The organism is Prosthecobacter sp. (genome assembly GCF_014879935.1).
Taxonomy (GTDB): Bacteria; Verrucomicrobiota; Verrucomicrobiia; order Verrucomicrobiales; family Verrucomicrobiaceae; genus Prosthecobacter.
Genome location: NZ_JACSRD010000169.1, coordinates 127,835 through 152,946, shown reverse-complemented (window position 1 = coordinate 152,946; position 25,112 = coordinate 127,835). Strand labels below are relative to the sequence as shown.

The window sequence follows — 25,112 nt, the reverse complement described above, 5'->3', positions numbered from 1 at the left end:
CGTTTGCCGTGACGCTTTGCGGCCTGAGAATCGCGCCCGCATGATCTCCCAGCTCCTCGATTTCGTTCTCCACGTGGACAAGCACCTGCAAACCTTCGCGCAGGACCATGGCGCGTTGATCTACGGCCTGCTGTTCGCGATCATTTTCTGCGAGACGGGGCTGGTGATCATGCCGTTTCTGCCGGGTGACTCGCTGCTGTTCGCCGTGGGAGCCTTGGCGGCGCAGGGTTTCATGCGCATCGAGCTGATCATTCCGCTGCTGATGTGCGCCGCGATCATTGGCGACAATCTGAACTACTGGATCGGCCGCAAGGCGGGCGGTTGGATCGTGAACCAGCGCTGGTTCAAGCGTGACTACCTCGCGAAAACCGAGGCGTTCTTCGTGAAACACGGCGGCAAGGCGATCATCCTGGCCCGCTTCGTGCCGATCGTGCGCACGTTCGCCCCTTTCACCGCCGGTTTCGGCCGCATGGACTACCGGCGCTTCCTTTGCTACAGCCTGGGCGGCGGCCTGTTCTGGGTGCTGAGCTTCAGCATCGCCGGTTACTTCCTCGGCAGCATTCCGATCATCAAAAACAATATCAAGCTGGTGTTCCTGCTCATCATCGTGGTCTCCGTGCTGCCGATCGTGATCGAGGTGATCAAGCACAAGATGGAGGCCAGACGCGCGAAGAACAACGCGGCCGATTGAAGCCGAATGCCGGCTTGTTGTAGCTCGGAATTCCGATTCCGAGGTGGCATCGACGCGGAATCGGAATTCCGCGCCACAATCCCGCCCTGCACGCCGAAACGCCGCGGATTAAAACCGCACACGTGCCCCTGTGGCCGGATTGATGTAGTAGCCGGGGTTTCCACCGACGCCGGGCACAAACACGGGTTGCTGCGAAGCCGGCGTGCCATAATACGGCTGGTTCGGCACGTAGCCCGGAATGGCGGCGCCCGGATACACGGGCACACCGCCGATGGTTTGATAGCTCTGCACGCCGCCACTGGAACGAATCACACCTGAGGAACTGCGGGTGCCGAAGGGGCTGGATTCGTTGTATTGATACATGAACTGATCGCCCTGGGGCATCGCGGTGGGGCCGGAGCCGGGAGCGTAGCCACCGCGCGGCACATTTGTGTTGCTGGCTGTGGCGGCGCTGGGTGTCCTGGTGGTGGGAGGGGCTGGCTGATTCGCCGAAGGGTAGTAATAGCTCGAACCGTCCTGCGGGAGGGGCGTTTCGCAGGAGGCGAGTGCGATGGCGCAGAGACTGAGGATACGGAGGCGGGTTTTCATGCCGGAGTGTATCACGAGAGCCTGTCGCGGCGGTGGAAAACTTTGCCAGCGCAGGCAAACGCGGCAGAATGCGGCCCCATGCAGCCTGTCGTCGTTCAGCACCCTCTGGCGCAATGCCACCTCGCCGCCATTCGAGCGCAGGAAACGCCGTCGCACCAGTTCCGCCGCCATCTGAACCTGCTGGCGCGCATGCTTTTCCTGGAGGCGACGCGTGAGCTGCCGCTGCGGGAGATCCAGGTGCAGACGCCGCTCACGCAAACGTCCGGCGCACGGCTGGAACGACCAGTCGTGTTCGTGCCGATCCTGCGTGCGGGCCTGGGCCTGCTGGATGGCATTCTGCCGCTGATGCCGGACGCCACGGTGGCGCACGTGGGCATCAAGCGGAACGAGGAAACCGCCCTGCCGCAGTCCTATTATGCCAATCTGCCCGCGAACCTCGGCAGCGCGGACGTCTTTCTGCTCGATCCGATGCTGGCCACAGGCGGCAGCGCCTGCGAGGCCGCACGGCAGCTCAAAGCCGCCGGGGCTTCCCGCATCACGATGATCTGCGTGGTGAGCTGTCCGGAAGGGCTGGCGGCAATGAAACGCACGCATCCCGATGTGCCCGTCTTCACCGCTGCCATCGATCAGGGGCTGAACGAGAAGTGCTACATCGTCCCCGGCCTCGGTGATGCTGGAGACCGCTATTTCGGCACCTGACAATCGCTGGACTGCCAGCACGATCCGCGTCTTTTCCCTCGTTCTCCTTTCACATGCCCATCACCCTGCCTCCCTTGTCCCGCCGCGGCTTTCTGAAACGCGGCTCTGCTGCTGCTCTGAGCGCGCTCGCCACGCAACTGCCAGCCATCGAGATTCCGGAGCAGGTCTGGGTGCTGTTTTCCGACACCCACATCGCCGCTGACGAGACGCTGAACGCACGGGGCGTGAACATGGCTGAAAACCTTCTCCGCTGCGCCAACCAGGTGCTGAAACTCGGCCAGAAACCCTTCGGACTGATCGTGAACGGCGACTGCGCTTATCTGGAAGGCATCAGCGAGGACTACGTCACCTTCCTGCGCTGCATGCAGCCGGTGCGGGAGCAGTCGATCCAGGTCCACTGCACGCTGGGCAATCACGATCACCGCAACAACTTCCTGAACGCCGTCATCGGCCCGCCGCCGCCGAATGCGGAGCGTCCGATGAATGTGCCGGACAAACACGTCGCCACGGTCACCAGCGCCCTGGTGAACTGGATCCTGCTCGACTCGCTCGATCTGGTGAACAAAACGCCCGGCCGCCTCGGCGAAGCCCAGCTCGTATGGATTGAACGCGAGCTGCGCAACTCACCGAACAAGCCCACCTTCATCGTCGCGCATCACAATCCGCAGGGACCGGTTCCGGAGGGCAAGAACCCGACCGGGTTGCAGGACAGCGATGCCTTGTTCGACCTGCTGGCCTCCTATCCCAAGGTGCAGGGCTACATCTATGGCCACACGCACACCTGGTTGAAGACCAAGCACGAGAAGACCGGCCTGCCGATGATCAATCTGCCGCCCATCGCCTACACCTTTGATCCGAAACGGCCGAACGGCTGGGTCATCGCCCGCATCGATGCGGATCGTGCCGAGTTTGAGCTGCGGGCGCTGAATCCCGCGCACGACGAGCACGGTCAGAAGCACGTGATCAAGTTCGCTTGAGCCGTTCGTAGGGCGCGCTGGCAAGTCGTCGCAAGCTCCTTGCATGGGATGGCGTTTCAGCGCGGCCATGAAGTCCGCCCTGTTCCCTCTTTTCCTCGCCGTCGCTGCGTTTGCCGCGGAAGCGCCCCGCCCCAACGTCGTATTCCTGCTCGTCGATGACCTCGGCCGCGCTGATTGCGGTTTCATGGGCGGGAAGGACATCCAGACGCCGCACATCGACAAACTGGCCAAGGCGGGAGCGGTTCTGGATCAGTTCTACGTCCAGCCCGTGTGCTCCCCGACACGTGCGGCCTTGATGACGGGACGTTATCCGATGCGCCATGGCCTGCAGGTGGGGGTGGTGCGGCCCCACGCGCAGTACGGCCTGCCGCTGGAGGAGCGCACGCTGCCTCAGGCCTTGAAGGAATCCGGCTATGAGACCGCCATCGTGGGCAAATGGCATCTCGGCACCTTCCAGCCCGGCTATCTGCCATTGCAACGCGGGTTCGATCATCAATACGGCCACTACAACGGCGCCATCGACTACTTCACCCACATCCGCGATGGCGGCTTCGACTGGCACCGTGATGACAAGGAGAACCGCGATGAAGGCTACTCCACGCATCTGGTGGCCAAGGAATGCGTGCGCCTGATCCGCGAGCGCGACAAGGCCAAGCCCCTCTTCCTTTACGTGCCGTTCAATGGTGTGCACAGCCCGTGGCAGGTGCCGGATGAGTACCTGAAGCCATACGGCCACCTGCAAGGCAACCGCCAGAAGTACGCGGGCATGCTCGCGGCGGTGGACGAGGCTGTGGGGCAGATCGCCGGCGCGATTGATGAGGCGGGCCTGCGCAAGAACACGCTCTTCATCTTCTCCAGCGACAACGGGGGGCCCAGCCCCGGCCAGATCACCGACAACGGACCGCTCCGTGCTGGGAAAGGCACGCTTTACGAAGGCGGAACCCGCGTCGCGGCCTTTGCGACATGGGATGGCGTCATCAAATCTGGCACCACGGTGAATGCCGCTCTGCACATGGTGGATTGGTATCCCACGCTGCTGAAGCTCACCGGAGCACCTGCGGAGCAAAAGCTGCCGCTGGATGGACGCGATGCCTGGCCGGCCATCACCCAAGGCGCGGCCTCTCCGAATGACTTCATCCTCTACAACACCACGCCGAACAACGGAGCCATCCGCGTCGGCGACTGGAAGCTCGTGGTGGGTGGCAACGTCGCCGACAGTGAGGATGGCGGCTCGGCCTCGCCCAAGAAGAAGGGCAAGGGCAAAAAGAAGAAGGCTGACAGCGGCCCGGCGGTCGAGCTCTTCAATCTGGCTGCCGACCCGAATGAAAAGACCAACCTGGCGGCCGCACAGCCGCAAAAAGTCGCCGAGTTGCGTGCCAGGCTGGACGAACTGGCCGCTCAGGCCGTTCCGCCGAAGAGCGCGCCTCCAGCGCCGGGTTTCAAGGCCCCGCGGGTCTGGGGCCAGAAAGACTGAGTCGTCAGCGGGATTTCATTCGCCATTCGTCATTCGGATTTCATCATTCTGAATGGACCTGCCCGATGTCATCGCCCACTGCCTGAGCCAGCCCGGAGCCGAGGAGACCCAGCCGTTCGGTCCCGAGGCGCTGGTTTACAAGGTGGGCGGCAAGATGTTCGCAGTGACCGTGCCGGAGGAATTTCCCGCGCGGATCAATCTGAAGTGTGATCCGCAACGTGCGGTCGAACTGCGCGACGAATACAAGGGCATCAAGCCCGGCTGGCACATGAACAAGAAGCACTGGAACACCGTCATGCTCGACGGCAGCGTCCCGCCAAAGCTCGTGCGCGAGCTGGTCGAGCATTCTTATCAGCTCGTGTTCGATGCGCTGCCGAAGAAGGAGAGGGAGGGTTTGAAAACGAAGCGATGGACAAAGAAACCCTCTCCGAGGGAGCGGAGAAAATAGCCAAGGGTCGCAGACCCATGCGAACGCAAGCCTGCCCCCCATTTTCCATGAACAAGTGGCTCACTCAGCCCTCCGAGACTCATCTGCCGCAAAACTGTTTGTGTGTTTGGAAGCGCGTAGCGCTGTGATAATCATAGCCGTGGGTGAAAACCCACGGCCACGTGATGTGGGTGGTTTTTCGCGGGTTGAACCGCGTAGCGGTGACACATTGCCAAGGCAACGCTCGCGGTCATTCAATCACACGACGTATTTATGGTCGTATTGAATTTTCGCCTCGTCGAGCAGACGACAATATTCTGCCAGGTAGTCCGTTTGCTGGTGATGCGCCTGCTGGTCTTTGATGTAGCGAATGACCGCGTCTTTTTCACGCATCGAAACCGTGAAAGCACCATAGCCGTCCTGCCAGCCGTTGAACCCGGGAAAGACCGCCTCTTTACTGATCCATCGACTGGTGCCCGTTTTCAATTCACGCATGTAATCTGCGAGGGATAGTGAAGGATGCAGAGCCATCAAGATGTGGACGTGATCCTCCATCGCATTGATCCGATGGAGATGACAGTTGAGTCCTTGATGAATGCCCCACACATAGCGAAACATCTCCTCCCGGCGCTCAGCATGTAGGACCGGAACACGGTTTTTGGTGGAGAACACAATATGGTACAGAATCTGCGTGTAGGTGTTGGCCATGACGGTGGCGGATGCTGATGCCGCAGTTTGTATCACCGCTACGCGGTTTCTCGTTGTAGATCAATCTACGGTTCATCGGTGGTCCGTGGGTTGGCACCCACGGCTAGGATTGTCGCAGCGCTACGCGCTTCTTGCACCGAACTTGGTTCGCTCTGCAAGAAGCTGTCATATTTACCCCACCACCAGCTCCACCGGGCAGTGATCGCTGCCGTGGATGTCAGCGCGGATGGTGCAGGACTTGAGCGCAGGCTTCAGTTTTTCGGAGGCGAGCCAGTAATCGAGGCGCCAGCCGATGTTCTTGGCCCGCGCATCGGGCGTGCGTTGTGTCCACCACGTGTAGCGGCCGGGATTGGGATCAAACTGACGGAAGACATCGAGGAAGCCGGCCTCGAGATGCTTCGCGAAGCTGGCGCGTTCAGCATCGCTGAAGCCGGGATTCATGCGGTTCGACTTCGGATTGGCCAGATCGATCTCCTGATGGGCGCAGTTGAGGTCGCCGCAGGCGATGACGGGCTTCTGCTTTTCCAGGTTCTTCAAATGCGCACGATAGGCATCATCCCAACTGAGGCGATAGTCGAGACGGGCGAGCTCGGCCTGCGAATTGGGCGTGTACACGTTCACGAGGAAGAAGTCCTCGAACTCGGCCGTGATCAGCCGGCCTTCACGGTCGTGGTCTTCGATGCCGAGGCCCAGGGCGGTCGTTTTGAACGGCACGCGGCTGAGGATCAGCGTGCCGGAATAGCCTTTCTTGACGGCGCTGTTCCAGATGGCGCTGTAGCCGGGGAACCAGCCCAGATCGACCTGATCCTGCTGGGCTTTCGTCTCCTGGAGGCAGATCACATCGGCATCGCAGGCCGTCATGTATTCGCGGAGGCCTTTGTTCAGTGAGGCGCGGATGCCGTTGACGTTCCAGGTGGTGAGTTTCATGAAAAAGCGGAGAGATCGGAATGAGGGAGGCCGAATGAAGCCCGAAACCACCCCGGGGAAAGAAGGAATCGGACAAGGTTGCGACAGCCGCAGTCCTCGGTTTCTCCTCCGCCATGAGTTTCGACCTGCTGGCACCGCATTATCGCTGGATGGAGGCCGTGTTCGCAGGTGGACGCTTGCAACGCTGCCGCACGGCGTTGCTGGGCACGATCTCGCCGCCACGAAACGTGCTGATCTATGGCGAAGGCAACGGACGCTTTCTCTGCGAACTGCTGCGGCGTTTTCCGGAGGCCCAGGTGACCGTGGTGGAAGCCAGCGGTGTGATGATCCAGCTCGCACGCGAACGGCTGCGTAACAGCGGGCTCGCCCGGGCTGCCGTGAGATTCGTCCAAGCTGACGCGCTGGAATGGATGCCGCCCGCCGCGTCATTCGACTTCCTGGTGACCTGTTTCTTCCTCGACTGCTTCCGGGAGGATGAACTGCGGCGGCTGATGCCTCAAATCGCCTCTGCGGCGACGTCTGACGCCCGATGGCTGGTCGCCGACTTCCAAATCGCTGGAGATCATGTCTGGTGTTGGCGAAACCGCATGATCGTGAGGTTTCTCTATGCGTTTTTTCGCTGGGCGACTCATCTGTCAGGGCGCGCATTGATCGATCCCACGCCATCGCTTCATGCTGCCGGTTTCGTGCGGGTGCAGCGCTTGGAGATGAGTCATCGCCTGCTTTCCGCCGAGCTCTGGAGCCGTGAATCGCAGCCGTCCTGCATTCCGCGCATAACTTGATCAATGGATGCCAGGATGTGTGGATCAATCCGCCACATGCCATGCTTTATATAGCGCATGGAAAACAAACCATACTCCCGCAATCGGTGGTTGTCTGCGCTGGGCCTTGGCGCTCTGGCAGCCGTGTCTCTTTCAACCGCAACCGCTGGCACTGTTGCCCCCAAGAATCCTCCCCTTGAGGCGGCTGACTGGAAGGTCAACACCATCGCCCCGGTCACCAATCCGATCTTCTTTGAAGACGCGATCATCCGCTCCGAGATCCGCCCGATCTTCGTGCACCACACGATCGACAACAACTTCCTCGGCGGCGGCACCGCCCAGCTCTACGCGTTGCAGCTCCGCTACGCCGTGACGGATCGTCTGGCCCTCATCGCGACTCAGGACGGTTACTTCGACGTGAACAACGACGCCATCGCCAATCCGGATGGCTGGATGGACCTCGCCGCCGGCTTCAAGTATGCGCTGATCGACAATCCTGCCGCCCAGTTCATCCTCACTCCCGGCCTGACCTTCCACATCCCGACCGGCGACCGCCGCGTGTTCCAGGGCCGTGGGGGTGGTGAGTTCAATCCCTTCGTCTCCTTCCAGAAGGGTTTTGGCGACCTCCATGTCAGTGGCAACCTTGGCCTTCGCATCCCGGTGAGTGGCAATGAGCAGAACCTCATGGCCCACTACAGCCTCATGGTGGACTACTACGTCAGCCGCTGGTTCATCCCCTTCGTCTCGGCGAATTTCTGGACCAATCTGAACGACGGCACCAACATCGGCCTGCGCAGCAACGGCTACGATGTGATCAACTTCGGCGCCAATAATGTGAACGGCGTCACTCAGGGCATGGTCGGCATCGGCTTCCGCAGCCGCATCACCAGCAGCATCGACATCGGTGCCGCCTATGAAGTCGCCGCTGTCCGTCCTTACGGTCTGACGAACAACCGTCTGACCTTCGACATGTGCATCCGCTTCTAAGTTGGTAATCAGTTGAGTTGGGTAAACGCACGGGGGCGGAGGCTCCCGTGCGTTTCTGTTGTTGCCGGTCAGCGCCTTTCCTGCATCATGGCCGCCCTCACCATGAAACTTCCCGCCCTTCTCCTGTCCGCGAAAGTCCTCGCGCTCTCCTTTGTCTTGAGCGCCTGTGGAAAACAGGAGCAGACGTCTGGTGGCGGTGAGAAACCGGCAGCAGCCCCCGCCGCAGCCGCCGCACCAGCCAAAGCAGTGGCGGAGTCAAAGCCGAAGGAAGAGCCGAAAGAGACTCCGGCAGCACCTGCGCCTGCACCGGCTGTCGATCCGCTTTTCGCGCAGCCGATGGTCCACCTGAACGGCTTTGGCAGTGATGAGCCTGCCGTGAGGCCGGATGAGCCGGCCCGTGGTGTGATTCACGTGGCCATGAAGGATGTGAAGCGCATGTCGGCGCAGCATTGGGAGCAGTTTGACTGCACGAGCCTCACGGCCAAGCGCTGGGGGCGCTACGAGATCCGCGTCACCTACACGCTGAAGCACGCCTCCCTCGGCACCCAGTTTCGCTTCAGCCAGCAGCCGCTGAAAAAGACGCTCATGGCTGCCAGCCAGCCGACGCCTGCGGTGTATGGCGAAGTTTACATCGAAAAGCCCGGCACCTATCCCTTCACTCTCTACATCGCCGCCACAGGCGCCGAAGCGGGCTTTGAGATTCAGGACATCGCCTTCGTTCCGGCTCCGGAAGGCCCTGCGCCGGAGCAGGCGGCGGACGGCAGCGTGGTTTTGGAGGCGAAAAGCGCCACCACCTGGTCTGAAAACATGCGCTACGAGCCGAAGCCCGAGAAAAACTGCCTCGGCTTCTGGACGAGCGAGGACGATCTGGCCGAGTGGGAGTTCCAAAACATCAAACCTGGCCGCTACAAGGTCAGCGTCTTCCACGGCTGCGGCACAGGCAATGAAGGCAGCGAGGTCGCGGTGAAACTCGGCAGCCAGGAGTTGAAGTTCACGGTGAAAGACACGGGCGGCTTCCAAAACTGGCAGGAAGCGCAGCTCGGTGAGGTCGAGATCAAGGACAAAGGCATCCAACGCCTCGTCATCGATCCGGTGACGAAGGCCAAAAGCGCTGTGATGGACGTGCAGAAGGTCGTGCTGACGCCTGTCGGCTGAAATCGCCCGCATGGACTGCTCGCGCACGCCGACTCGCGATCCGGAAACCTGGCTCGACCTCGCGCCTGAGTTCTCGCAAGTCCTCGCGCGTCAGGTTCGCGACTGGATTCTGCGTTGGGAGCCTGATCTCAGCGAGTCCATCAAGTGGAACATGCTTTGCTTCAGCGCCCGCAAGCTCGTCTGTGGCCTCAGCGCCTGCAAAAAGCACCTGGGCATCACCTTCTTCCGCGGCACGGAGCTGCGTGAGATGACGCCGCTGTTCGATGGCGGCGAAAGCAACACCAGCATCCAGTCGATCCGCATCACATCGGCCGATCAACTTGACGCAAAGGCCTTGCGCCGACTTTTGCATGCCGCCGTGGCCCTGGATGCGGATGAAACGACCAAACCGCCGCCGCAGAAGAAACGCGCCGAGTGGCCGATGCCGGAGGCGCTGGCCAAAGCGCTGAAGAAGAATCGCGCCGCTGCCGCAGGTTTTGAATCGCTCAGCATTTCCTGCCAGCGCGAATACAAAATCTGGGTCAGCACCGCGAAGCAGGAGGAAACCATTCAGCGGCGCGTGCAGGAAACGATCCGTGCGCTCACCAAAGGCAAAAAGTGGGCGCAAAGGAAGGACGCGTGACGATCACGGCAGGTATTCAAGCCGGTCCGGAATGCTGTTGTTGTTGCTGTCGAAGGGCAGGGGATCGTCGAGGTCGCTGCGGCCATCTTCGTCGTGATCGTTGTCGGCTTGCAGCCACGAATCATCCTCCATCAGCCATTCACCGCGTTCACGGAGCGTGCGCCAGAGCTGGATCACGGCATCAGCGCGGGTGAGCGGGCGATTGGCCGCCTCCTTGGCAATGAGACCGGGATTGGCGGGTAGTTTCAGTGACACAAGCCAGCGATGCAGCGTGTTCCAGTCGGCCGGTTGATCCGGATTGAAGGTCTTTTCCGTCGTCACAATGCCCCACGAACAAATCGCCTCGATTGCCGCACGATCCGCATCCTCCGGGCCGACGTCGCTGAAGCGTGGCGTGGCGACCATCGGCCACTGCGGCGTGGATGGCTGCGCACGGACCAGCCGCGCCAGCACACGGGCCAGTTCGCGGCGTGTCATGACGTGATCGGCGTCGAAGAAGACGCTGTCCGCATCCGCAGGCCAGATGCCGCGCACCGCCAGCATGTTGGCGGCCACAAAATGCAGCGAATCGGTCGGAAGATCCTGCCAGGGCCACAGCAGCATGCCGGGACCCCCGGTGCCACGTGCGAGGCGCAGTTGCAGCTCACGCACGTGCTGCTGGGAACCGGCGATGGTCCGCGGCTGCACACCGTCGCGCAGGCACATCCACGCCAGCGTGGCGCTCGCCTGGCCCACATGCATCATCTGGCCGTGCAGTCGCAACGCGCTTTGCACCACGCAACTCACGCCGATGTTCTTCGAGCAGCCGAGCAGGCCGTTCATTAGCGCGGGAACAAGGCCGCGCAGCGGAAACATCGCGCGGTCGGTGTCTGTGTGCCAGCCGCGTGACGGTGTCTGCACGTACACCCACGGCCCATTGCGATCTTCCGTCAAAAATCGGCGGCGCGTGGGATGGAAGTCGATGTTGAACTGAAACCCGAACACCCCATCCGGCACCATGACCTTCGCCCACTTCGGTTCGCGGGTTTCGGCGCGGATGTCCTGCTCCCGGAGCATGTAGAGCGCCTCCAGCCGCAAACCTTCACGCACATACGGCTTCGGTGGCAGCAGATCGGGCGTGCCGAACTCGGTCGTGAGCTTCATGTAGCGGAACGTCTGCGGAAAATCGCCCACACGGTCATGCACCGCCGTTTGCAGATGATACAGCATGCCCAGCGCGTGCTGCTTCGCGTCGTCGAAGATGATCTGCCGCTGCGCCGGCGTGAGATCGACGATGTTATTCTTCGACGCACCGGCTTCAGTCTTCTCCAGCGCATCCACGACACGCTGCGGCAACTGGCACAGCGGGTAATCCTGCACCGGCCAGTTCAGAAACGTCGCCTCCGTGCCCTCCGGCAGATAGTTGTGCCAGCGATCGACCAGACGGCGATGCGTGTAAACGCTCCAGCCGGACTGGCTGTAGATGCCCACGCTCATGTCGCTGTCCACCCACGGCGGTGTCTTGTCGAGCTGGCTGAAGGAACGCGGGTCGTAGGTCGCTGGTCTCGGAATGGAGCTGTCCTTGCCGGCTTCGCGCAGCACGATGCACCACGAGATGGGATTCATCTCCTGCGGATCGCCATCGTCGTAGTTCGCAGGCGCGCTGGGTTCACCGAAGCGCGATTTCAAATCCGCGCCCGCGCTGTATTTTGCCCCGCTGAGCCGGATCACATCGCCCCAGTCGGAGGAATCGAGCGTGACCTTCGCACGCACCGTGAGGTCGGGCTGGGAGGCCTTCTGGAACGTCACCGCCGTCACAACACCGTCGTCCGCCTGAACGCTCGCAGGCTGCCAGCCGCGTTCGATCCGCAGCACGCCGGAATCCACGTGCGGCTTCACCAGTTGCTCGAAAATCACCGCTGCCGCGGCTGGTTCGATCGTCTCGGTGCCGCAGTAAGCGTTTCCAGGCGATGGAATGCCGTAGGTCTGCGAGTTGTGCGCGCGAATGCGGTCGATCACCTCCTTGTAGAGCCCGCTGCGCGGAAAATTCACGCGTCGTCCGTTCACGCCCGTCCACTCATCCGGACAACCCACGCCTTCGGAACTGAACTGCCCACCGAGCCACTCGATGTCATTCACCAGCACGATCTTCTTCACGCCAAGGCGCGCCGCCTGCACCGCCGCCGCACAGGCTGATTCATTGCCACCGACGATGAGGAGGTCGGTTTCGAGGATCTCAGCCCTCGCAGGCACGAGCAGGGCCGCGAACAAAACAGATGGGAGCAACTTCATAGGATTCGTGATGAAACAGCAGGAACTATTGCGCTCCTTACATCACGCTCCTGCGACGCGAACTGTTGCGCAGCTCTTCTTGTCTTTGCTCAGGATGCAGATCCTGTCGCGGAGGAAGTTTTCAGCGGTGAGGACGGGAGTAGAACCGGTGGCTTTGCTCAATCCAGCCAGTTCTCCACGCGTAGTTCCGGCACCTGATTGAAATGAACCAGATTGCGGGTCAGAACGGTGGCATCGTGGGCGAGGCCGATGGCGGCGATCTTAAGATCTTGTGTGCCGGCCTGCGGCAGATGCTTGCGCAGTTCACGAAAAATGGCGGCTGCCTGCGCATCAAAGGGCAGCAGGGTGAGTTCCATCAGCATTTCGAGGCTGTGTTGGAACTGCTCATAGCCATGGACTTGTTTCTCGCTGCCTGCTTTCTGTTTGCGGATGAAGGCGCTCCAGCCCTCACTGACCTCCTGCGCGGTGATGATCGTGGTCAGCACCTCGGCTTTATTCGACGTGAACCGCCGTTTCAGTCGCGCACCGCTCTCGGTGTCGCGCAAAAGTTCGGAGAAGTGGTTGGTATCGAGCACCACAAACATCGGCCTACCAGTTTTCTTGGTTTGCCTGCTTCCGCCATTTCGCGCCAAGGCGCATGGCTTCCGCGAAGTGATGATCGTCTTTGGCCGCTCCGGCAATCTTCTTCCAGCCATCACGAGGCGTGCTCATGCGGGCCTCAATCCTGGCCACGCGACGTTTAAGGTCGGTGATCGTTTGTTCGAGAACCTTGGTGCTCATGGAATCAAGGTTGCCATGCACAGGCGGCGTTCGCAAGCGTGCTTCACACCACCGCCACCCGCACCGTCGCGTAGCTCTTCTTGCCTTTGCGCAGGATGCAGAGCTTGCCGCCGAGGAAGTTTTCGGCGGTGAGAGTGGGAGTGGCACCCGCGGCGACCTGGACGTTGTTGATGTAGAAGCCGCCGCCTTTCATCAGACGACCTGCATCGCCTTTCGAGGTCGCGAGACCGAGCGTGACGAGCAGATCGGCCACCTGCGGGATGTTCGCGAGATCGACTTCGGTCGTGGGAGCAGACGCGGTGGCTTCGATGAGCGTGCCGACGTCGGCGGTAGCGAGATCGGCTCCGCCAAAGAGCGCGTTGGAGGCGTTGATGACTTTTTGCAGCTCTTCTTCGCCGTGAACCATGCGTGTGACTTCGGCGGCGAGGCGTTTGTGGCCGCTGCGCTGTCCGGGATTCGCGTTGTGCTCGGCTTCGATGGCTTCGATCTCCGCGTGCGAGAGCAGCGTGAACTGGCGCAGGAAGCGCGGCACGTCGGGGTCTTCCGAGTTCACCCAGAACTGGTAGAAGGCATACGGGCTGGTCTTCTTCGGGTCCATCCAGATGGCGCCGGCCTCGGACTTGCCGAATTTTTTGCCGGAACTCGTGGTGATGAGCGGGAAGGTGACGACGTGAGTGTGCTGGCCGCGCAGTTTGCGCACGAGGTCGATGCCGGCGGTCATGTTGCCCCACTGGTCACTGCCGCCGATCTGCACGGTGCAGCCATGGCGCTCATTGAGCACGACGAAGTCATACGACTGCAAAATCATGTAGGTGAACTCGGTGAACGAGATGCCGCTCTCCAGACGCGCGGCGACGGATTCCTTCGCCAGCATCCACGCGATGGTGAAGTGCTTGCCCACATCGCGCAGCAATTCGACAGCGCTCAGCTTGCAGATCCAGTCGGCGTTGTTCTCGATGATGGTCTTGTCAGGAACGAGGATGCTCCGGATCTGCACCTCAATGCGCTTCACGAACTCGGCCACGGTCTCGGGCGTGTTGAGCGTGCGCTCATTCGCCTTGCCGCTGGGGTCGCCGATCAAACCGGTGCCGCCGCCGACGATGGCGATGGCTTTGTGCCCATGCTCCTGCACACGTCGCAGGGCCATGAGCGGAAGCAGGTTGCCGATGTGCAGACTGTCCGCGGTCGGGTCGAAACCGCAATAGAAGGTCTGCGGCGTCTTGAGGGCTTCTTTGAGAGCTTCAAGGTCGCTGCACTGCTTCAGCAGTCCGCGCCATTCGAGGTCGGCGATCAGGTCGGTGGTGGGCATGAGGGAAAAATGACGAATGTCGAATTCAGAATGACGAATGAATGCCGAACAGCGATGAAGCGGTGGCGCTTCATTCGGCATTCGGTGTTCTTCATGGCGCGGTCACGGCGTTGATCCCGGTTCGGCGCGAAGGAGCTGCGAGCCGTTGAAGCGTTCGTTCGGCTTGAAGAGCCAGCCGGGGCTCTCATTGCGGATCTCCCAGCGATGCAGCTCGAACTCCGGCAGCACCATGTTGCTGTTCGGATCAAACACCTTCTTGCCCGTGTAGCGGCCCCAGATGCGGTACTCGGTGTTGTGGTCGTCGCCGTAGGCATAGCCACCGTCCGAGGGCTGCTCATTGAGGCGGTAGGGGATCTTCTGGAAGCGCTCATTCATGATCACGAGGCGGGAGGCGTTCCAGTCCTGGCCCGGGCTGCGCAGGTAGCCCCAGAAGTGGGTGTGATCGATGAAGAAGCGGCGGCCGATGTAGTAGTCCCCTCGTGGCTCCATCGCGATCTGGCGGCGGCGTGATTCGACCTGGGCGGCCTGCTGAGGAGACAGGCCGGTGGTTTCGCAGCCGGTCATGAACAGGCTGGCGAGGCAGATCAGGGCGGAAAAGAAGGCGCGGACGGACATGGCGGCGGGCATTCTGCCGCGTGGGGCCGCTGTCGCAATCGGAAAGGCGGTTTGCAGCCGCCGCGCACAATTGTCTCGTCGTTGCAGACGCGTTCTGATATTCCCACGGGCAAATTCCAAATCTCAAACGCGTGAATTCCCCCGGCTCCCCGTCGATCTCTGCCGCCCTGCCCGATCTCACCCCTGCGGATGCCAGCGCCGTCTTTGAGCGGCTCACGGCCGAAATCTCCAAAGCCATCGTCGGCCAGGATGACATCGTGCGGAAGCTGCTGGCCGCCCTGTTTGCCAACGGCCACGTGTTGCTCATCGGTGTGCCCGGTCTCGCCAAAACGCTGCTCGTGCGCTCGCTCGCGGCCACGCTGGGCATGGACTTCAAGCGCATCCAGTTCACGCCCGACTTGATGCCTGGCGACATCCTGGGCAGCGAACTGCTGCGCGATGAAGGCGGCAAACTGGAGTTCGAATTCCAGGAGGGTCCCGTTTTCACCAACCTGCTGCTGGCGGATGAAATCAACCGCACGCCGCCGAAGACCCAGTCCGCGCTGCTGGAGGCCATGCAGGAGCGCCACGTCACCGTCGCACGCCGCACGCGCACGCTGCCATCGCCCTTCCTCGTCGTCGCCACGCAGAATCCCATCGAGCACGAGGGCACCTACCCGCTGCCGGAAGCCCAGCTCGACCGCTTCATGTTCTCGCTGAAGCTGGAGTATCCTGCGGCGGCTGAGGAGGTCGAAATCGTCCGCCGCACCACCATGGGAGACGTGGAGGAACTGCAACCTGTGACCGATGGCGAGACGCTGCTCGCCCTCCAACGCCTCGTGCGCGCGATGCCTGTGAGCGATCACGTGATGAGATACGCCGTCGCCTTGTCCACCGCCACGCGGCCGGGCGTCACCGGTTCATCGCAGGCGGCGAAGACTTACATCGAGTGGGGTGCCGGACCCCGTGCCTCGCAGTATCTCGTGCTCGGGGCGAAGGCGCTCGCCCTTCTGCGGGGCAAGGCGACACCGGAATCCGAGGATGTGCGCGATGCCTGCCCGGTCGTGCTGCCGCACCGCATCGTGCCGAATTATCGTGCGACTGGCGAGGGGCATGACGCGCATGCGCTCGTCGCCATGGTGCTCAAAGAAGTGCGGGAACCGGCCTACTGACCATCGCCATGAAGCGGGACGACTCGTTTGCGGACATGCTTCGCCTGGCGAAGCAGGCGCCCGCCGTTTGGAATCGTCCGTCCTCGCTGCTCGTCCCACCGGGGAAGGCACAGCCGCCGCCTCTGCCGCGGCAGAATCTTTTCACCAGCCAGTTTCTCAATCCGGCGGAGCTTTCCCGGTTTGAGAACCTCATGGTCTTTGCTCGCACCATCGTGGAAGGCTGGTTCGCCGGTCGCCACAAGTCGCCGCACTTCGGTTTCAGCGCTGAATTCGTCGAGCACAAGCCCTACACGCACGGCGACGACATCGAGCACATCGACTGGCGCGTGTATGCGCGCACCAAGAAGCTCTACACGCGCAAATACCTCGAAGAGACCGACATGACGGTGCATCTGCTCGTCGATGCCAGTCCGTCGATGGACTACACCGGGCCGCATCGGGAACGGAAATACTCGCGCGTCGCTCGCATCGCTGCGGCGCTGGCCTATTTGATGATTCGGCAGGGCGACAAGGCCGCGATGGGGCTCTTCGCGGATGGCATGATCGGCCAGACACCCGCCGGTGGCACGAAACGCCACATTCATCGCCTGCTGCAACTGCTGGAGCGCCCGCCCGTGCACGGAAAGCGCACGAACATCCCACGTGCCTTGCAGCAAGCCGCCGCGCACATGCGCAAGCGTGCGCGCATCGTCATCCTGTCCGACTTCCTGGGCACCGATGTCGATGCCATGTTCGACTGCCTCGGGCAGTTCCTGCATCGCGGCTTTGAGATCATGATCCTCCAAGTGCTCGATCCCGATGAACTCGAGCTGCCTTCCGTCAACGTGGCGCGCTTTCGCGACATGGAAACGAATCAGGAAGTCCAGGTCGAGCCGGAGGAAATTCGCGCCGCGTATCAACGCGAAGTGCAGGCCTTCACCGACGGCATCCGCAAGCACGCCCTGCGCCGCCGCATCACCTACGAGATGGTTTCGACCAAAGCGCCGTATCTCGAGGCCATCGAGGCCTACATGGGCTTCAGGAGGAAATGAGCATGAATGACGAATGCAAAATGACGAATGCCGAATGGCTCCGGCCCATTCGTCATTCTGCATTCGTCATTCGTCATTCCATCGCCACCACACGATGATCTTCCAAAACACAGCACTGCTGCCACTGCTCCTCCCGCTCCTCGCGGTGCCACTGGTCATTCATCTGCTGAACAAGAAGTTTCCGAAGCTCGTGCTCTTCCCGTCGGTGGAACTGATCCGGCGCAGCATGGCGCAGCGCAGCAAACTCATGCGCTGGCGCCACTGGCTGCTCACGCTCGTGCGCACGCTGGTGGCGTTGCTGGCGCTGCTGGCATTTTTGCAGCCGTTCATGGCCCGCATGGGCCTGCCGCCGGTCTCACCGCAGGCGAAACGGCATGTCGTCATCGTCATCGACCACTCCTTCAGCATGGAGCAGCCGGACGGCCTCATGTCGCTTCGCGCACGGGCTGGCGCGGAGGCGCTGCGCATTCTCGATGCGCTCGGTCCGGAGGATGAGATGCAGATCATCGCCGCCGCAGGCAGCAGCACCGCCTGTTTCAGCGGCTGGTCGCACCACCACGCCGCCGCACGCTCATTCATCACAGCGATGGGCCCGGGCTATCAGCGTGCCGACTTCTCGAAAGCCACCGAGGCGGCCGCCGCGCTCATGCGCGATGTTCAAGGCGCGACCGAGATCTATTTCGTCTCCGACTTCCAGCGCACGAACTGGTCGGACGCGGCCTTCAACTCCCTGCCACAGCAGACGCGGGTCTTCTTCGTCGCCGTCGGTGATGCGGCCAAAACACGTGCCAATCGGGCCGTCACGCATGCGGAGATCGTTTCCGGCACCGTCCTGGCCGGCGGTGACGTCACGCTCATGGCGCAGATCGCCAATCACAGCCCCGCCGCGCTCGATGAACCGGTCGAGGCCGTGATCGACAACCGCATGACCTTCGAGGCACGCGTCAAGGCCGCCCCGTGGTCCGTCCAGCGCGTGCCGCTGCGCATCAAGGCACCGGCTCCCGGCTGGCACGCGCTTCTGGTGCGCCTCAAGGACGGCGATTCATTGCCGCTCGACGACGCGTTCCATCTCCCGCTCCATGTCACGGAGAAAGAAGAGGTCGTCATCGCCACCGACGAGCCCGCCAGCACGCTCACCACGCGGTTTCTTGAGGCTGCGATCAATCCGTACGCCGGAAACGCCGGTTCGCTGCTGCCACGTCGTGTGGTAGCATCCAAACTCACGCCGGGCGATCTCGCCTCGACGTCCAAACTGGTGCTCACGCGTGTGAATCAACTGCCGCAGCCACAGATCCGGGCCCTGGCAGATTACCTGAAGTCCGGCGGCGGCGCTTTGTGGTTCCTCGATGGCAAATACGACGCGGAGAACGCCCGGGCGCTGTCCGAGTGGTTCACGCAGGCCGAGGCCGTTCCGCTGAGGCTCACGTTGCGTCGTGATGCGGCGCTTGCGGGCAGCGAAGGATCGCAAATCGCCCGTGGGAAGTTTGATTCCCGCTTTCTGCGGCTGTTTCGTGACAGCGCGCGCGACTCACTCTCGCAATTGTCATTCTACGAGCTGTGGCAGGCCGCGCCGGTCGAGCGTGCGGAGGTCTTGCTGACCTATGCCGACGGCACGCCGGCGCTGGCCCATGGCAGCCCCGGCCTCGGCACGCTGCTGATGTGCAATTTTTCCGTGGCCGAGATCGCCAGCAACATCGCGCGTCAGCGTGTCTTCCCGGCGTGGATTCAGGAAATGACCGCGCAGCTCTCTGGCGAGCGCGTGGCGGCCGCACGCTTCGCCCCTGGGGACGTGATGGATGCCGAGGCGTGGCTGCGCGATGTGCAAAGCACCGAGTTCGTCGGCCCCGCAGGCAGTCCGGTCGTTTCAAGCCGCGCGCTCACGGGCGAACGCGTGCAGCTCACGCTCACCGCACGCGAACCGGGCTTCTACACGCTCCCCGATGCGAAAGGCCGCCCAGCCGCGCTGCTCGCCGCGAACATCGCACCGGAAGAAAGCGATCTGCGCGTGTTGGAAGGCGGCGTGGCGGCGAAACAAGCGCAGCAGGACGCCGTCACCGCCAATCAAATCGCCGCTGGTGCCGATTACCTCGAGCTGGCACGCGGCGCGTCGGTGTTTCATTGGTTCGTGTGGGCCGCGCTGGGCATGCTGGTGATCGAAACACTGCTGCAAACCAAGATCCGGAGGTCCGTGGCATGAGCGGCGGCCCAATTCAGTTCGATCCCGTGCCCGGGTGGCCGCAGTGGTGGGTGCTGGCCGTGTTGAGCGTGCTGTTTTTCACCACGCTGGGCCTGCGCAACGCTTTCCGCCTCGGCTGGCAGAAGGCGGCTCTTCTCACCGGCCTGCGTCTGCTTGGGATCGTGCTGCTGCTGATCATTCTGCTGCGCCCGGCAAGGCGTGAGGAGCTGCCGGAGGAGAAGAAGGACCTCGTCGTGCTCGCCGGCATCGACACCTCCCTCAGCATGCAGCAGACCGATGCGGGCAATGCGAAACGCATCGATGCCGCCACGCGGCTCGTCAGCGAATCCGGCCTCGACGATCCACGAATGCGCCTGCGGTTGTCCGCCTTCGATGACGAGGTGCGCGGCACCACGCTCGATCAATTGACCACGCTGCGTGCCGAAGGCCGCGACACGCGCATCCACAACGCCGTCACCACCATGCTGCAAGGCGTGCGCAAAGAGGAAAACGCCGCCGCCTTGCTGCTCATCACCGACGGCCATGATTTCGAGATGACCAGCGCCGCGAAGACCGCGCTGGCCGCACGCGCACGCGGTGTGGCGATCTACACCGTGCCGCTGGGTGCTTCCGGCCAGGTGCGGGACGTGAGCCTGCGCATCGCGAACTTCCAGCCGTTCTGCTACGTGAAACAAAAATGCCGCATCAGCGCCGTGGCACGCTTCACCGGCTGCGAGAACGAATTCCTCACCCTGCAATTGCTGCGTGATGGCAAGCTGGTCGATTCCAAGCAGCTTTCCACGCGCCAGGAGGCCGAATTGCCGGTGGAGTTCGTCGTCAGCGAAGCAGCCGCCGGCCAGATCGAATACGAGGTGCGTGCGCTGCCGCTGTATCGCGAGACTGAGACCGCCAACAACAGCACCATCACCTACCTGAACGTGCTGGATGACAAGCTGCGCGTGCTACTGCTCGAAGGGGAGCCGTATTGGGACACGACTTTCCTGCAGCGCTCGCTGATGCGGAACGACAAGATCGATCTCGACGCCGTGATCCAGTTCGCGCCGGGCAAGCTGCGCCGCATTCGCAAATCACCCGGCCAGGACAGCCTGAAACTGCCTGCCACCCGGGATGAATTCGAGGCCTACGATGCCATTCTGCTCGGTGCGAAGATCGGTGACATCCTTCTGAAGGAGCAACAGGCCGCGCTGGTCGATGCTGTGCGTGAGGGCGGTGGCGCGGTGATGTGTCTGCGTGGCCGGACCGGACTCGACCCGAGCGCGGCGGCCATCCTGGAGCCGGTGATTTGGGAGGACACTGAACCGGTGACCGGCGAACTCCATGTGCAGCGTGAGGGGCGTTCGCTGGCTCCGTTTCAACTGCTCAACACCTTCCGCACCGGCCAGCGTGTGCTGCCGCCGCTCACTTCGACGTTGCGCATCAAGGAGCGTCCGCCGCTCGCCGCCTCGCTGGCGGTGACGCGTGACACCGCCGCCCAGGTCGCCGCCGATGTGTTCATTCATCGACCTGTCGGCAGAGGCCAGTCGCTCGCGCTGGGAGCCGGCGACTGGTGGCAGTGGGCGTTCAAGAGCGCTGATGCGGCCCGTGATGCGTTGTTCGACCGCTTTTGGGATCAAGTCATCGTCTGGATGCTTTCCAGCTCCGAACACGTCTCCGGCGCGCAGCATCGTCTGCGTGCCAGCACGGCGAATCTGCCGCTCGGGCAGGAGATGTTTCTGCGTTTGCAGTTCAAGAACGACAGCAAGCCCGCCGGCCCGCCGGTGCTCGACATTTCCACCGGTGGCGATGCTCCCGTGCCGGTGACGATGACCGCCACGGACGATCCGCTGCAGTTTGAGGCACGCTACGTGCCGCCGAAGACCGGTCGCTGGCGCGCGGAGGTCAAACTGCCGGATGGATCGGTTCAAAGTGCGCGCTTCATGGTCTTCGAGGAAAATCGCGAGGCCACCGAAGTCGCCGCCGACCGCACCTATTTGAAGAAACTGGCCGAAAGCAGCGGCGGACGCATGCTGGAGGCCGCGGAGGTAAAGCCCTTCATCGCGAGCCTCAAAGACGCGCTGCGTCCCGGCGAGGCGCGATACCGTCTCATCAGCCTCTGGGACCGTGCCTGGGTGCTGTATTTGATCATTTCCTTGCTCGCGCTGGACTGGTATCTTCGCCGGCGCTGGGGACTCACATGAAAGCCTCGCCTCCATCCTCCGATGCGCTGACACAGATGATGAACCGTCTGCGGCAGGCGGATCGTGCGTGGCAGCAGCAGCGGGCCGCGGTGTGGCTGCTGCGCGGGGCGCAATGGCTGCTGCTCGTGCTCGTCGTCCTGCTCGTCACCGATGTGTTTCTGCATCTGGATGCGCCGCTGCGGCTCACATTGTCGTTGATCGCCGCCCTGGCAGCCTTCGGATTGCTGGGTTGGCTGGCACGTCAGGCGTGGTTTGTCACGAATCCGGCGGAACGCATCGCCCGGTTGCTGGAAAGCCGTGCGCCGGAGCTCGGCTCGAAGCTGATCAACGTGCTGCAACTGCGCGAGAAGTTCCTCGCGGACACGAGTTCGAGCGGGCTGACCCGCACTTTGGCGAACCAGGCGGTGAACGACGCCGCGGCCGAGGTGCGCGAGGTGCGCTTCCTGCCGCTCACGCGTGAGCCGGATCTTGGACGCGGCTTGAAGCATGCGCTTTGGGCGGGCGCGGCCTTCATCGTGCTCGCCGCCTGCACCTTCCAGGCCTTCAGCACCACGCTGATCCGCTTCCTCGATCCGTTCGGCGATCATCCGCCCTACTCGCTCACGAATCTGTGGTTGGAGGAGCCGGCGCAGCGTGGATCGAGCGTGCTGTATCGTGACAGCTTCACCGTGAAGTGCCGCTGGTCCGGCCACGATCCGAAAGAGCTGTTCCTGACGGCCCATCCGCCGGGCGAGCCTGAGAAAGCGGTCACGATTCCGATGTTCGCGCAGGAGCAGGGCGTCTTTGTGCAGAAGATCGAGGACGTGCGCACGGATCTCGTCATCCACACGCACACGCGGAACCGTTGGAGCCGCAGCCGCACTCATCCGCTCACCGTTCTGCTCACGCCGCAGTTCCTGATGGCGTCGGTGAGCATCGCGCCGCCGGAATACACCGGCCTGCCGGCAAAAGGCAGCGAGTTTGGCTTCAACGGCCTCAACGCGCTCAAAGGCTCGCGCGTGACGTTCCGGCTGGCGTCGAATCGTCCGCTCAAAGAAGGCCAGATCATGCTCGCCACGGCTTCCGGCAAGCCGCAGGCGATCAAACTGGCTCCTGACACGGAAAAACCGGACGAAGTGACCGGCAGCTTCATCGCCGAGGAGTCTGGCCGCATGACCTTCGCGTTGACGGACATCGGCGGCATTCCGTCCGACGCGGAAAAGAGCAGCGCCTTCACCGTGACGCACGATCTGGCGCCGCAGGTCGCGATCGCCGAGCCTGCGCGTGATGGTTTTCTCGTCGAAGGCCATGCGATGAACGCGCGCATCACCGCCAGCGACGATTACGGGCTGAAAAACCTGCGCGTGATGGTTTCACGCAACGAGACGTATGGCGAGCCTGTGGAGCGCACGTTCAAATCGGTGACGCGCAGCGAGGCGATCACGCTGCCGCTGTCTGAAGGTGTGAAGACGGGCGATGTGATCACGCTCTTCGCCGAGGCGATCGACACGCATCCGAACCCGCCGCACGTCGCACGCTCTGAAACGCGGCGGCTCACGGTCATTTCGAAGGAACAGTTCAACGACTTCATGCGCCAGCGGCACGACATCGCCGATCTGGAGGCGAAGTATGCCGCCTTGATGGAGCAGCACCAGCAACTGCTCGACCAGCAGAAGAAACTGGCCGAGGAGGCCGCCAAGCTCGCCGATTCGAAAAAGCCGGAGGATGCGAAGAAGCGTGAGGAGTTGCAAAAGCAGCAGGAGAAGCTGAACCAGGAGTTGCTGAAGTCCGCGGAGCGCATGGAACAGTTCGTCGCGGAAGCGCCGCTCTACGAGGTGGAGAAGAGCTTCCAGGACGACTTGAAGCGAGAAGCGCAGCAGGTGCGTGACTCGGTGGCGGCGAACCAGAAGGCGAACGGATCGCAGCCTGACAGCCAGAGCTTTGCCGAGGAGGCGAAAAAGCACCATGAACGCATGGCCGGTGCGCAGCAGGAGGCGCAGGAGAAGATCGAAAAAGCCATCGCCGAGTTGTCGCAGCTCCAGGAGATCATGAAGGACTTCAATCGCTTCAAAGCGCTGTTCGAAATGCAGCAGCAGGTCACGTCGCAGACGGAGCCGTATCTGCACAAGCCGACGATGACGGAGGCGGACCAGCTCGCGGTGCAGGACCTGGGTGCCCAGGAACGTGCGATCAGCGGGGAGCTCAAAGAGCTGGCCGAAAAGTTGCAGGCGGACGCCGCCGCGGCGGAGAAAAACTTCCCCAAGGCCGCCTCCAGCGCCCGCAAACTGGCGGAGGCCATGGAAGACGTGCGCATGGACCATCTCGCCTCCAGTGCGGCGCAAAAGATGCTCGCCGGTGATGGCAAGAGCGGTCATCAAGGTGCCCAGCGGCTCGAACAGGAGATGCGGGCGCTGTTTGGCGAATGCAAAGGCGGCGAGGGGGAGATGAGCAACGAACTCGACCAGTTCCTGTCGCTTTCGCAGTGCATGAACCCCAGCATGGGCCAGGGCGGGATGTTTCAGCAGATGATGCAGAGCCAGAAGTTCGGCAAAGGCGGCCGCAGCCGTGGCGGTGAAGGCATGGGCATGGGTGGATTCATGATGGGGGATGATCCTGCGGGTTCGCAGAACGTTTACGGCGCGGATCAAAACCTCGGCCGTGTGAGCAAAGGCATGGGCGATGGCCAGACGCCGCCCGGAGAGGACGTGAGCATGCAGCCGACGATCACGAAGAGCGATGTGAGCACCGGAGCGGCGGAGGTGAACCGCTCCACCGATGCGATCCCCGCCGCCACGCTCATCGAGCAGTATCGCGGTCTCACCGAAGCCTACTTTGAACGCATCACCGGGAAGCCCGCCGATGCCCAACCGCCTGCCCAGGAGAAGAAGCCATGAAACTCGCCGCCGTCTTGTTGTTTGCCAGCGTGGCCGCCGCCGCGGACCTGAAACCCTTCCGCATCGCCTGTGGAAACCTGGTCTATTCGATGGATGAGAAGACGTCCGTCTGCTTCGCCGACTACTTTCTGGGGGAAACCGCACGGCTGACCGGTTTGAACGTCGAACCGAGTTTCCTGAAGCTGAAACTGGGCGACGAGGAGCTTTTCACCACGCCCTTCTGCGTCTTCACCGGCACCGGCGATTTCAAGCTGAGTGAGAAGGAACGCGCCAATCTGCGAGCCTACCTGCAACGCGGCGGCTTCATGGTGGCGAGTCCGGGGTGCTCCGACGCGGCCTGGGTCTCGGCGTTTCGGCGTGAGATCGAAGGCACGCTGCCGGAGGCACCGATGAAGGTCATTCCCATGACGCATCCGATCTTCGACACGGTGCACAAGGTGCCGCAGCTCAATCTGACGAAGAAGAAAGGCATCGCGATGCTCCACGGCATCGAGATCGACGGCCGCCTGGCCCTGGTCTTCTCACCGGAAGGTCTGAACGACACGCATCACACCAAAGGCTGCTGCTGCTGCGGTGGCAATGAGATCGGCGAGAGCATGCTGATGAACATCAATTTGTTGGTGTATGCGTTGCTGTATTGAGACATGCGGAGTGATGGCTGTTGGCGGAGTTGGAAATGACGAATGACGAAA

General features: G+C 62.3%; 23 protein-coding genes. 15 read left to right on the top strand and 8 right to left on the bottom strand.

Translation table 11 applies throughout. From position 1 onward, the window contains the following. Nucleotides 1-40 precede the first annotated feature (40 nt). Nucleotides 41-691: a DedA family protein gene (locus tag IAE77_RS17560; protein ID WP_294229152.1), complete on the top strand. Its 651-nt coding sequence runs from the start codon at nucleotides 41-43 to the stop codon at nucleotides 689-691. Nucleotides 692-799: 108 nt separating this feature from the next. Here the strand turns inward: IAE77_RS17560 and IAE77_RS17555 are convergent, their stop codons facing one another. Further along, entirely contained in the window at nucleotides 800-1,279 is a 480-nt protein-coding gene (locus IAE77_RS17555) for a hypothetical protein (RefSeq protein WP_294229150.1), read from the bottom strand. 78 nt (nucleotides 1,280-1,357) lie between these two features. Between IAE77_RS17555 and upp the strand changes: the two genes are divergently transcribed. From upp to IAE77_RS17535, 4 genes are all read left to right on the top strand, one after another. Then, nucleotides 1,358-1,978: a uracil phosphoribosyltransferase gene (gene upp / locus IAE77_RS17550; protein ID WP_294229148.1), complete on the top strand. Its 621-nt coding sequence runs from the start codon at nucleotides 1,358-1,360 to the stop codon at nucleotides 1,976-1,978. Nucleotides 1,979-2,031: 53 nt separating this feature from the next. After that, on the top strand, nucleotides 2,032-2,955 hold the full coding sequence (locus tag IAE77_RS17545) for a metallophosphoesterase (RefSeq protein WP_294229147.1): 924 nt from the start codon (nucleotides 2,032-2,034) through the stop codon (nucleotides 2,953-2,955). A gap of 67 nt (nucleotides 2,956-3,022) precedes the next feature. After that, on the top strand, nucleotides 3,023-4,429 hold the full coding sequence (locus tag IAE77_RS17540) for an arylsulfatase (protein ID WP_294229145.1): 1,407 nt from the start codon (nucleotides 3,023-3,025) through the stop codon (nucleotides 4,427-4,429). A 52-nt stretch (nucleotides 4,430-4,481) separates the two neighbouring features. Then, complete coding sequence (locus IAE77_RS17535; RefSeq protein ID WP_294229143.1) at nucleotides 4,482-4,877, top strand: MmcQ/YjbR family DNA-binding protein; 396 nt, start codon at nucleotides 4,482-4,484, stop codon at nucleotides 4,875-4,877. Between the two features lie 237 nt (nucleotides 4,878-5,114). Here the strand turns inward: IAE77_RS17535 and tnpA are convergent, their stop codons facing one another. Then, a complete protein-coding gene (gene tnpA, locus IAE77_RS17530) occupies nucleotides 5,115-5,564 on the bottom strand; it encodes an IS200/IS605 family transposase (RefSeq protein ID WP_294229141.1) in 450 nt (149 codons plus the stop codon). A 171-nt stretch (nucleotides 5,565-5,735) separates the two neighbouring features. Next, nucleotides 5,736-6,491, bottom strand: coding sequence for an exodeoxyribonuclease III (locus IAE77_RS17525; protein ID WP_294229139.1), 756 nt, complete (start codon nucleotides 6,489-6,491; stop codon nucleotides 5,736-5,738). 113 nt (nucleotides 6,492-6,604) lie between these two features. Between IAE77_RS17525 and IAE77_RS17520 the strand changes: the two genes are divergently transcribed. The 4 genes from IAE77_RS17520 (at nucleotide 6,605) to IAE77_RS17505 (ending at nucleotide 10,016) form a co-directional block, all read left to right on the top strand. Then, complete coding sequence (locus IAE77_RS17520) at nucleotides 6,605-7,273, top strand: class I SAM-dependent methyltransferase (protein ID WP_294229137.1); 669 nt, start codon at nucleotides 6,605-6,607, stop codon at nucleotides 7,271-7,273. Nucleotides 7,274-7,396: 123 nt separating this feature from the next. Further along, nucleotides 7,397-8,239, top strand: coding sequence for a hypothetical protein (locus IAE77_RS17515; protein WP_294229135.1), 843 nt, complete (start codon nucleotides 7,397-7,399; stop codon nucleotides 8,237-8,239). 87 nt (nucleotides 8,240-8,326) lie between these two features. Then, the gene (locus IAE77_RS17510; protein ID WP_294229133.1) at nucleotides 8,327-9,394 is read left to right on the top strand and encodes a hypothetical protein; all 1,068 of its coding nucleotides are present in this window, start codon (nucleotides 8,327-8,329) and stop codon (nucleotides 9,392-9,394) included. A gap of 10 nt (nucleotides 9,395-9,404) precedes the next feature. Beyond that, nucleotides 9,405-10,016 carry a DUF1801 domain-containing protein gene (locus IAE77_RS17505; protein WP_294229130.1) on the top strand — a complete coding sequence of 204 codons (612 nt, stop codon included), beginning with the start codon at nucleotides 9,405-9,407 and terminating at the stop codon, nucleotides 10,014-10,016. Nucleotides 10,017-10,019: 3 nt separating this feature from the next. Here the strand turns inward: IAE77_RS17505 and IAE77_RS17500 are convergent, their stop codons facing one another. The 5 genes from IAE77_RS17500 to IAE77_RS17480 all read right to left on the bottom strand — a co-directional run bounded on the left by IAE77_RS17500 (nucleotide 10,020) and on the right by IAE77_RS17480 (nucleotide 14,991). Next, a complete protein-coding gene (locus tag IAE77_RS17500; RefSeq protein WP_294229129.1) occupies nucleotides 10,020-12,287 on the bottom strand; it encodes an FAD-dependent oxidoreductase in 2,268 nt (755 codons plus the stop codon). A 158-nt stretch (nucleotides 12,288-12,445) separates the two neighbouring features. After that, nucleotides 12,446-12,919 (bottom strand): type II toxin-antitoxin system VapC family toxin, encoded by a 474-nt coding sequence (locus IAE77_RS17495; protein ID WP_294229128.1) that lies wholly within the window; start codon nucleotides 12,917-12,919, stop codon nucleotides 12,446-12,448. Next, nucleotides 12,876-13,067, bottom strand: a complete 192-nt coding sequence (locus IAE77_RS17490) for a hypothetical protein (RefSeq protein ID WP_294229125.1) — start codon at nucleotides 13,065-13,067, stop codon at nucleotides 12,876-12,878. Before IAE77_RS17490 ends, IAE77_RS17495 begins: the two co-directional genes overlap by 44 nt. Nucleotides 13,068-13,110: 43 nt before the next feature. Then, nucleotides 13,111-14,376 carry a tyrosine--tRNA ligase gene (gene tyrS, locus IAE77_RS17485; protein ID WP_294229122.1) on the bottom strand — a complete coding sequence of 422 codons (1,266 nt, stop codon included), beginning with the start codon at nucleotides 14,374-14,376 and terminating at the stop codon, nucleotides 13,111-13,113. A 102-nt stretch (nucleotides 14,377-14,478) separates the two neighbouring features. After that, nucleotides 14,479-14,991: a hypothetical protein gene (locus tag IAE77_RS17480; RefSeq protein ID WP_294229119.1), complete on the bottom strand. Its 513-nt coding sequence runs from the start codon at nucleotides 14,989-14,991 to the stop codon at nucleotides 14,479-14,481. 167 nt (nucleotides 14,992-15,158) lie between these two features. Here IAE77_RS17480 and IAE77_RS17475 point away from each other — a divergent pair, with 167 nt between their 5' ends. The 6 genes from IAE77_RS17475 (at nucleotide 15,159) to IAE77_RS17450 (ending at nucleotide 25,061) form a co-directional block, all read left to right on the top strand. Then, nucleotides 15,159-16,142, top strand: coding sequence for a MoxR family ATPase (locus tag IAE77_RS17475; RefSeq protein WP_345780993.1), 984 nt, complete (start codon nucleotides 15,159-15,161; stop codon nucleotides 16,140-16,142). Nucleotides 16,143-16,150: 8 nt separating this feature from the next. Continuing rightward, a complete protein-coding gene (locus IAE77_RS17470) occupies nucleotides 16,151-17,173 on the top strand; it encodes a DUF58 domain-containing protein (RefSeq protein ID WP_294229113.1) in 1,023 nt (340 codons plus the stop codon). A 94-nt stretch (nucleotides 17,174-17,267) separates the two neighbouring features. Next, nucleotides 17,268-19,370, top strand: coding sequence for a BatA and WFA domain-containing protein (locus tag IAE77_RS17465; RefSeq protein ID WP_294229110.1), 2,103 nt, complete (start codon nucleotides 17,268-17,270; stop codon nucleotides 19,368-19,370). Next, the gene (locus tag IAE77_RS17460) at nucleotides 19,367-21,547 is read left to right on the top strand and encodes a vWA domain-containing protein (RefSeq protein ID WP_294229107.1); all 2,181 of its coding nucleotides are present in this window, start codon (nucleotides 19,367-19,369) and stop codon (nucleotides 21,545-21,547) included. The genes IAE77_RS17465 and IAE77_RS17460 overlap by 4 nt, the downstream gene beginning before the upstream one ends. Further along, nucleotides 21,544-24,420 carry a DUF4175 family protein gene (locus IAE77_RS17455; RefSeq protein WP_294229104.1) on the top strand — a complete coding sequence of 959 codons (2,877 nt, stop codon included), beginning with the start codon at nucleotides 21,544-21,546 and terminating at the stop codon, nucleotides 24,418-24,420. Before IAE77_RS17460 ends, IAE77_RS17455 begins: the two co-directional genes overlap by 4 nt. Further along, nucleotides 24,417-25,061 carry a DUF4159 domain-containing protein gene (locus IAE77_RS17450; protein WP_294229101.1) on the top strand — a complete coding sequence of 215 codons (645 nt, stop codon included), beginning with the start codon at nucleotides 24,417-24,419 and terminating at the stop codon, nucleotides 25,059-25,061. The genes IAE77_RS17455 and IAE77_RS17450 overlap by 4 nt, the downstream gene beginning before the upstream one ends. Nucleotides 25,062-25,112: the final 51 nt, after the last annotated feature.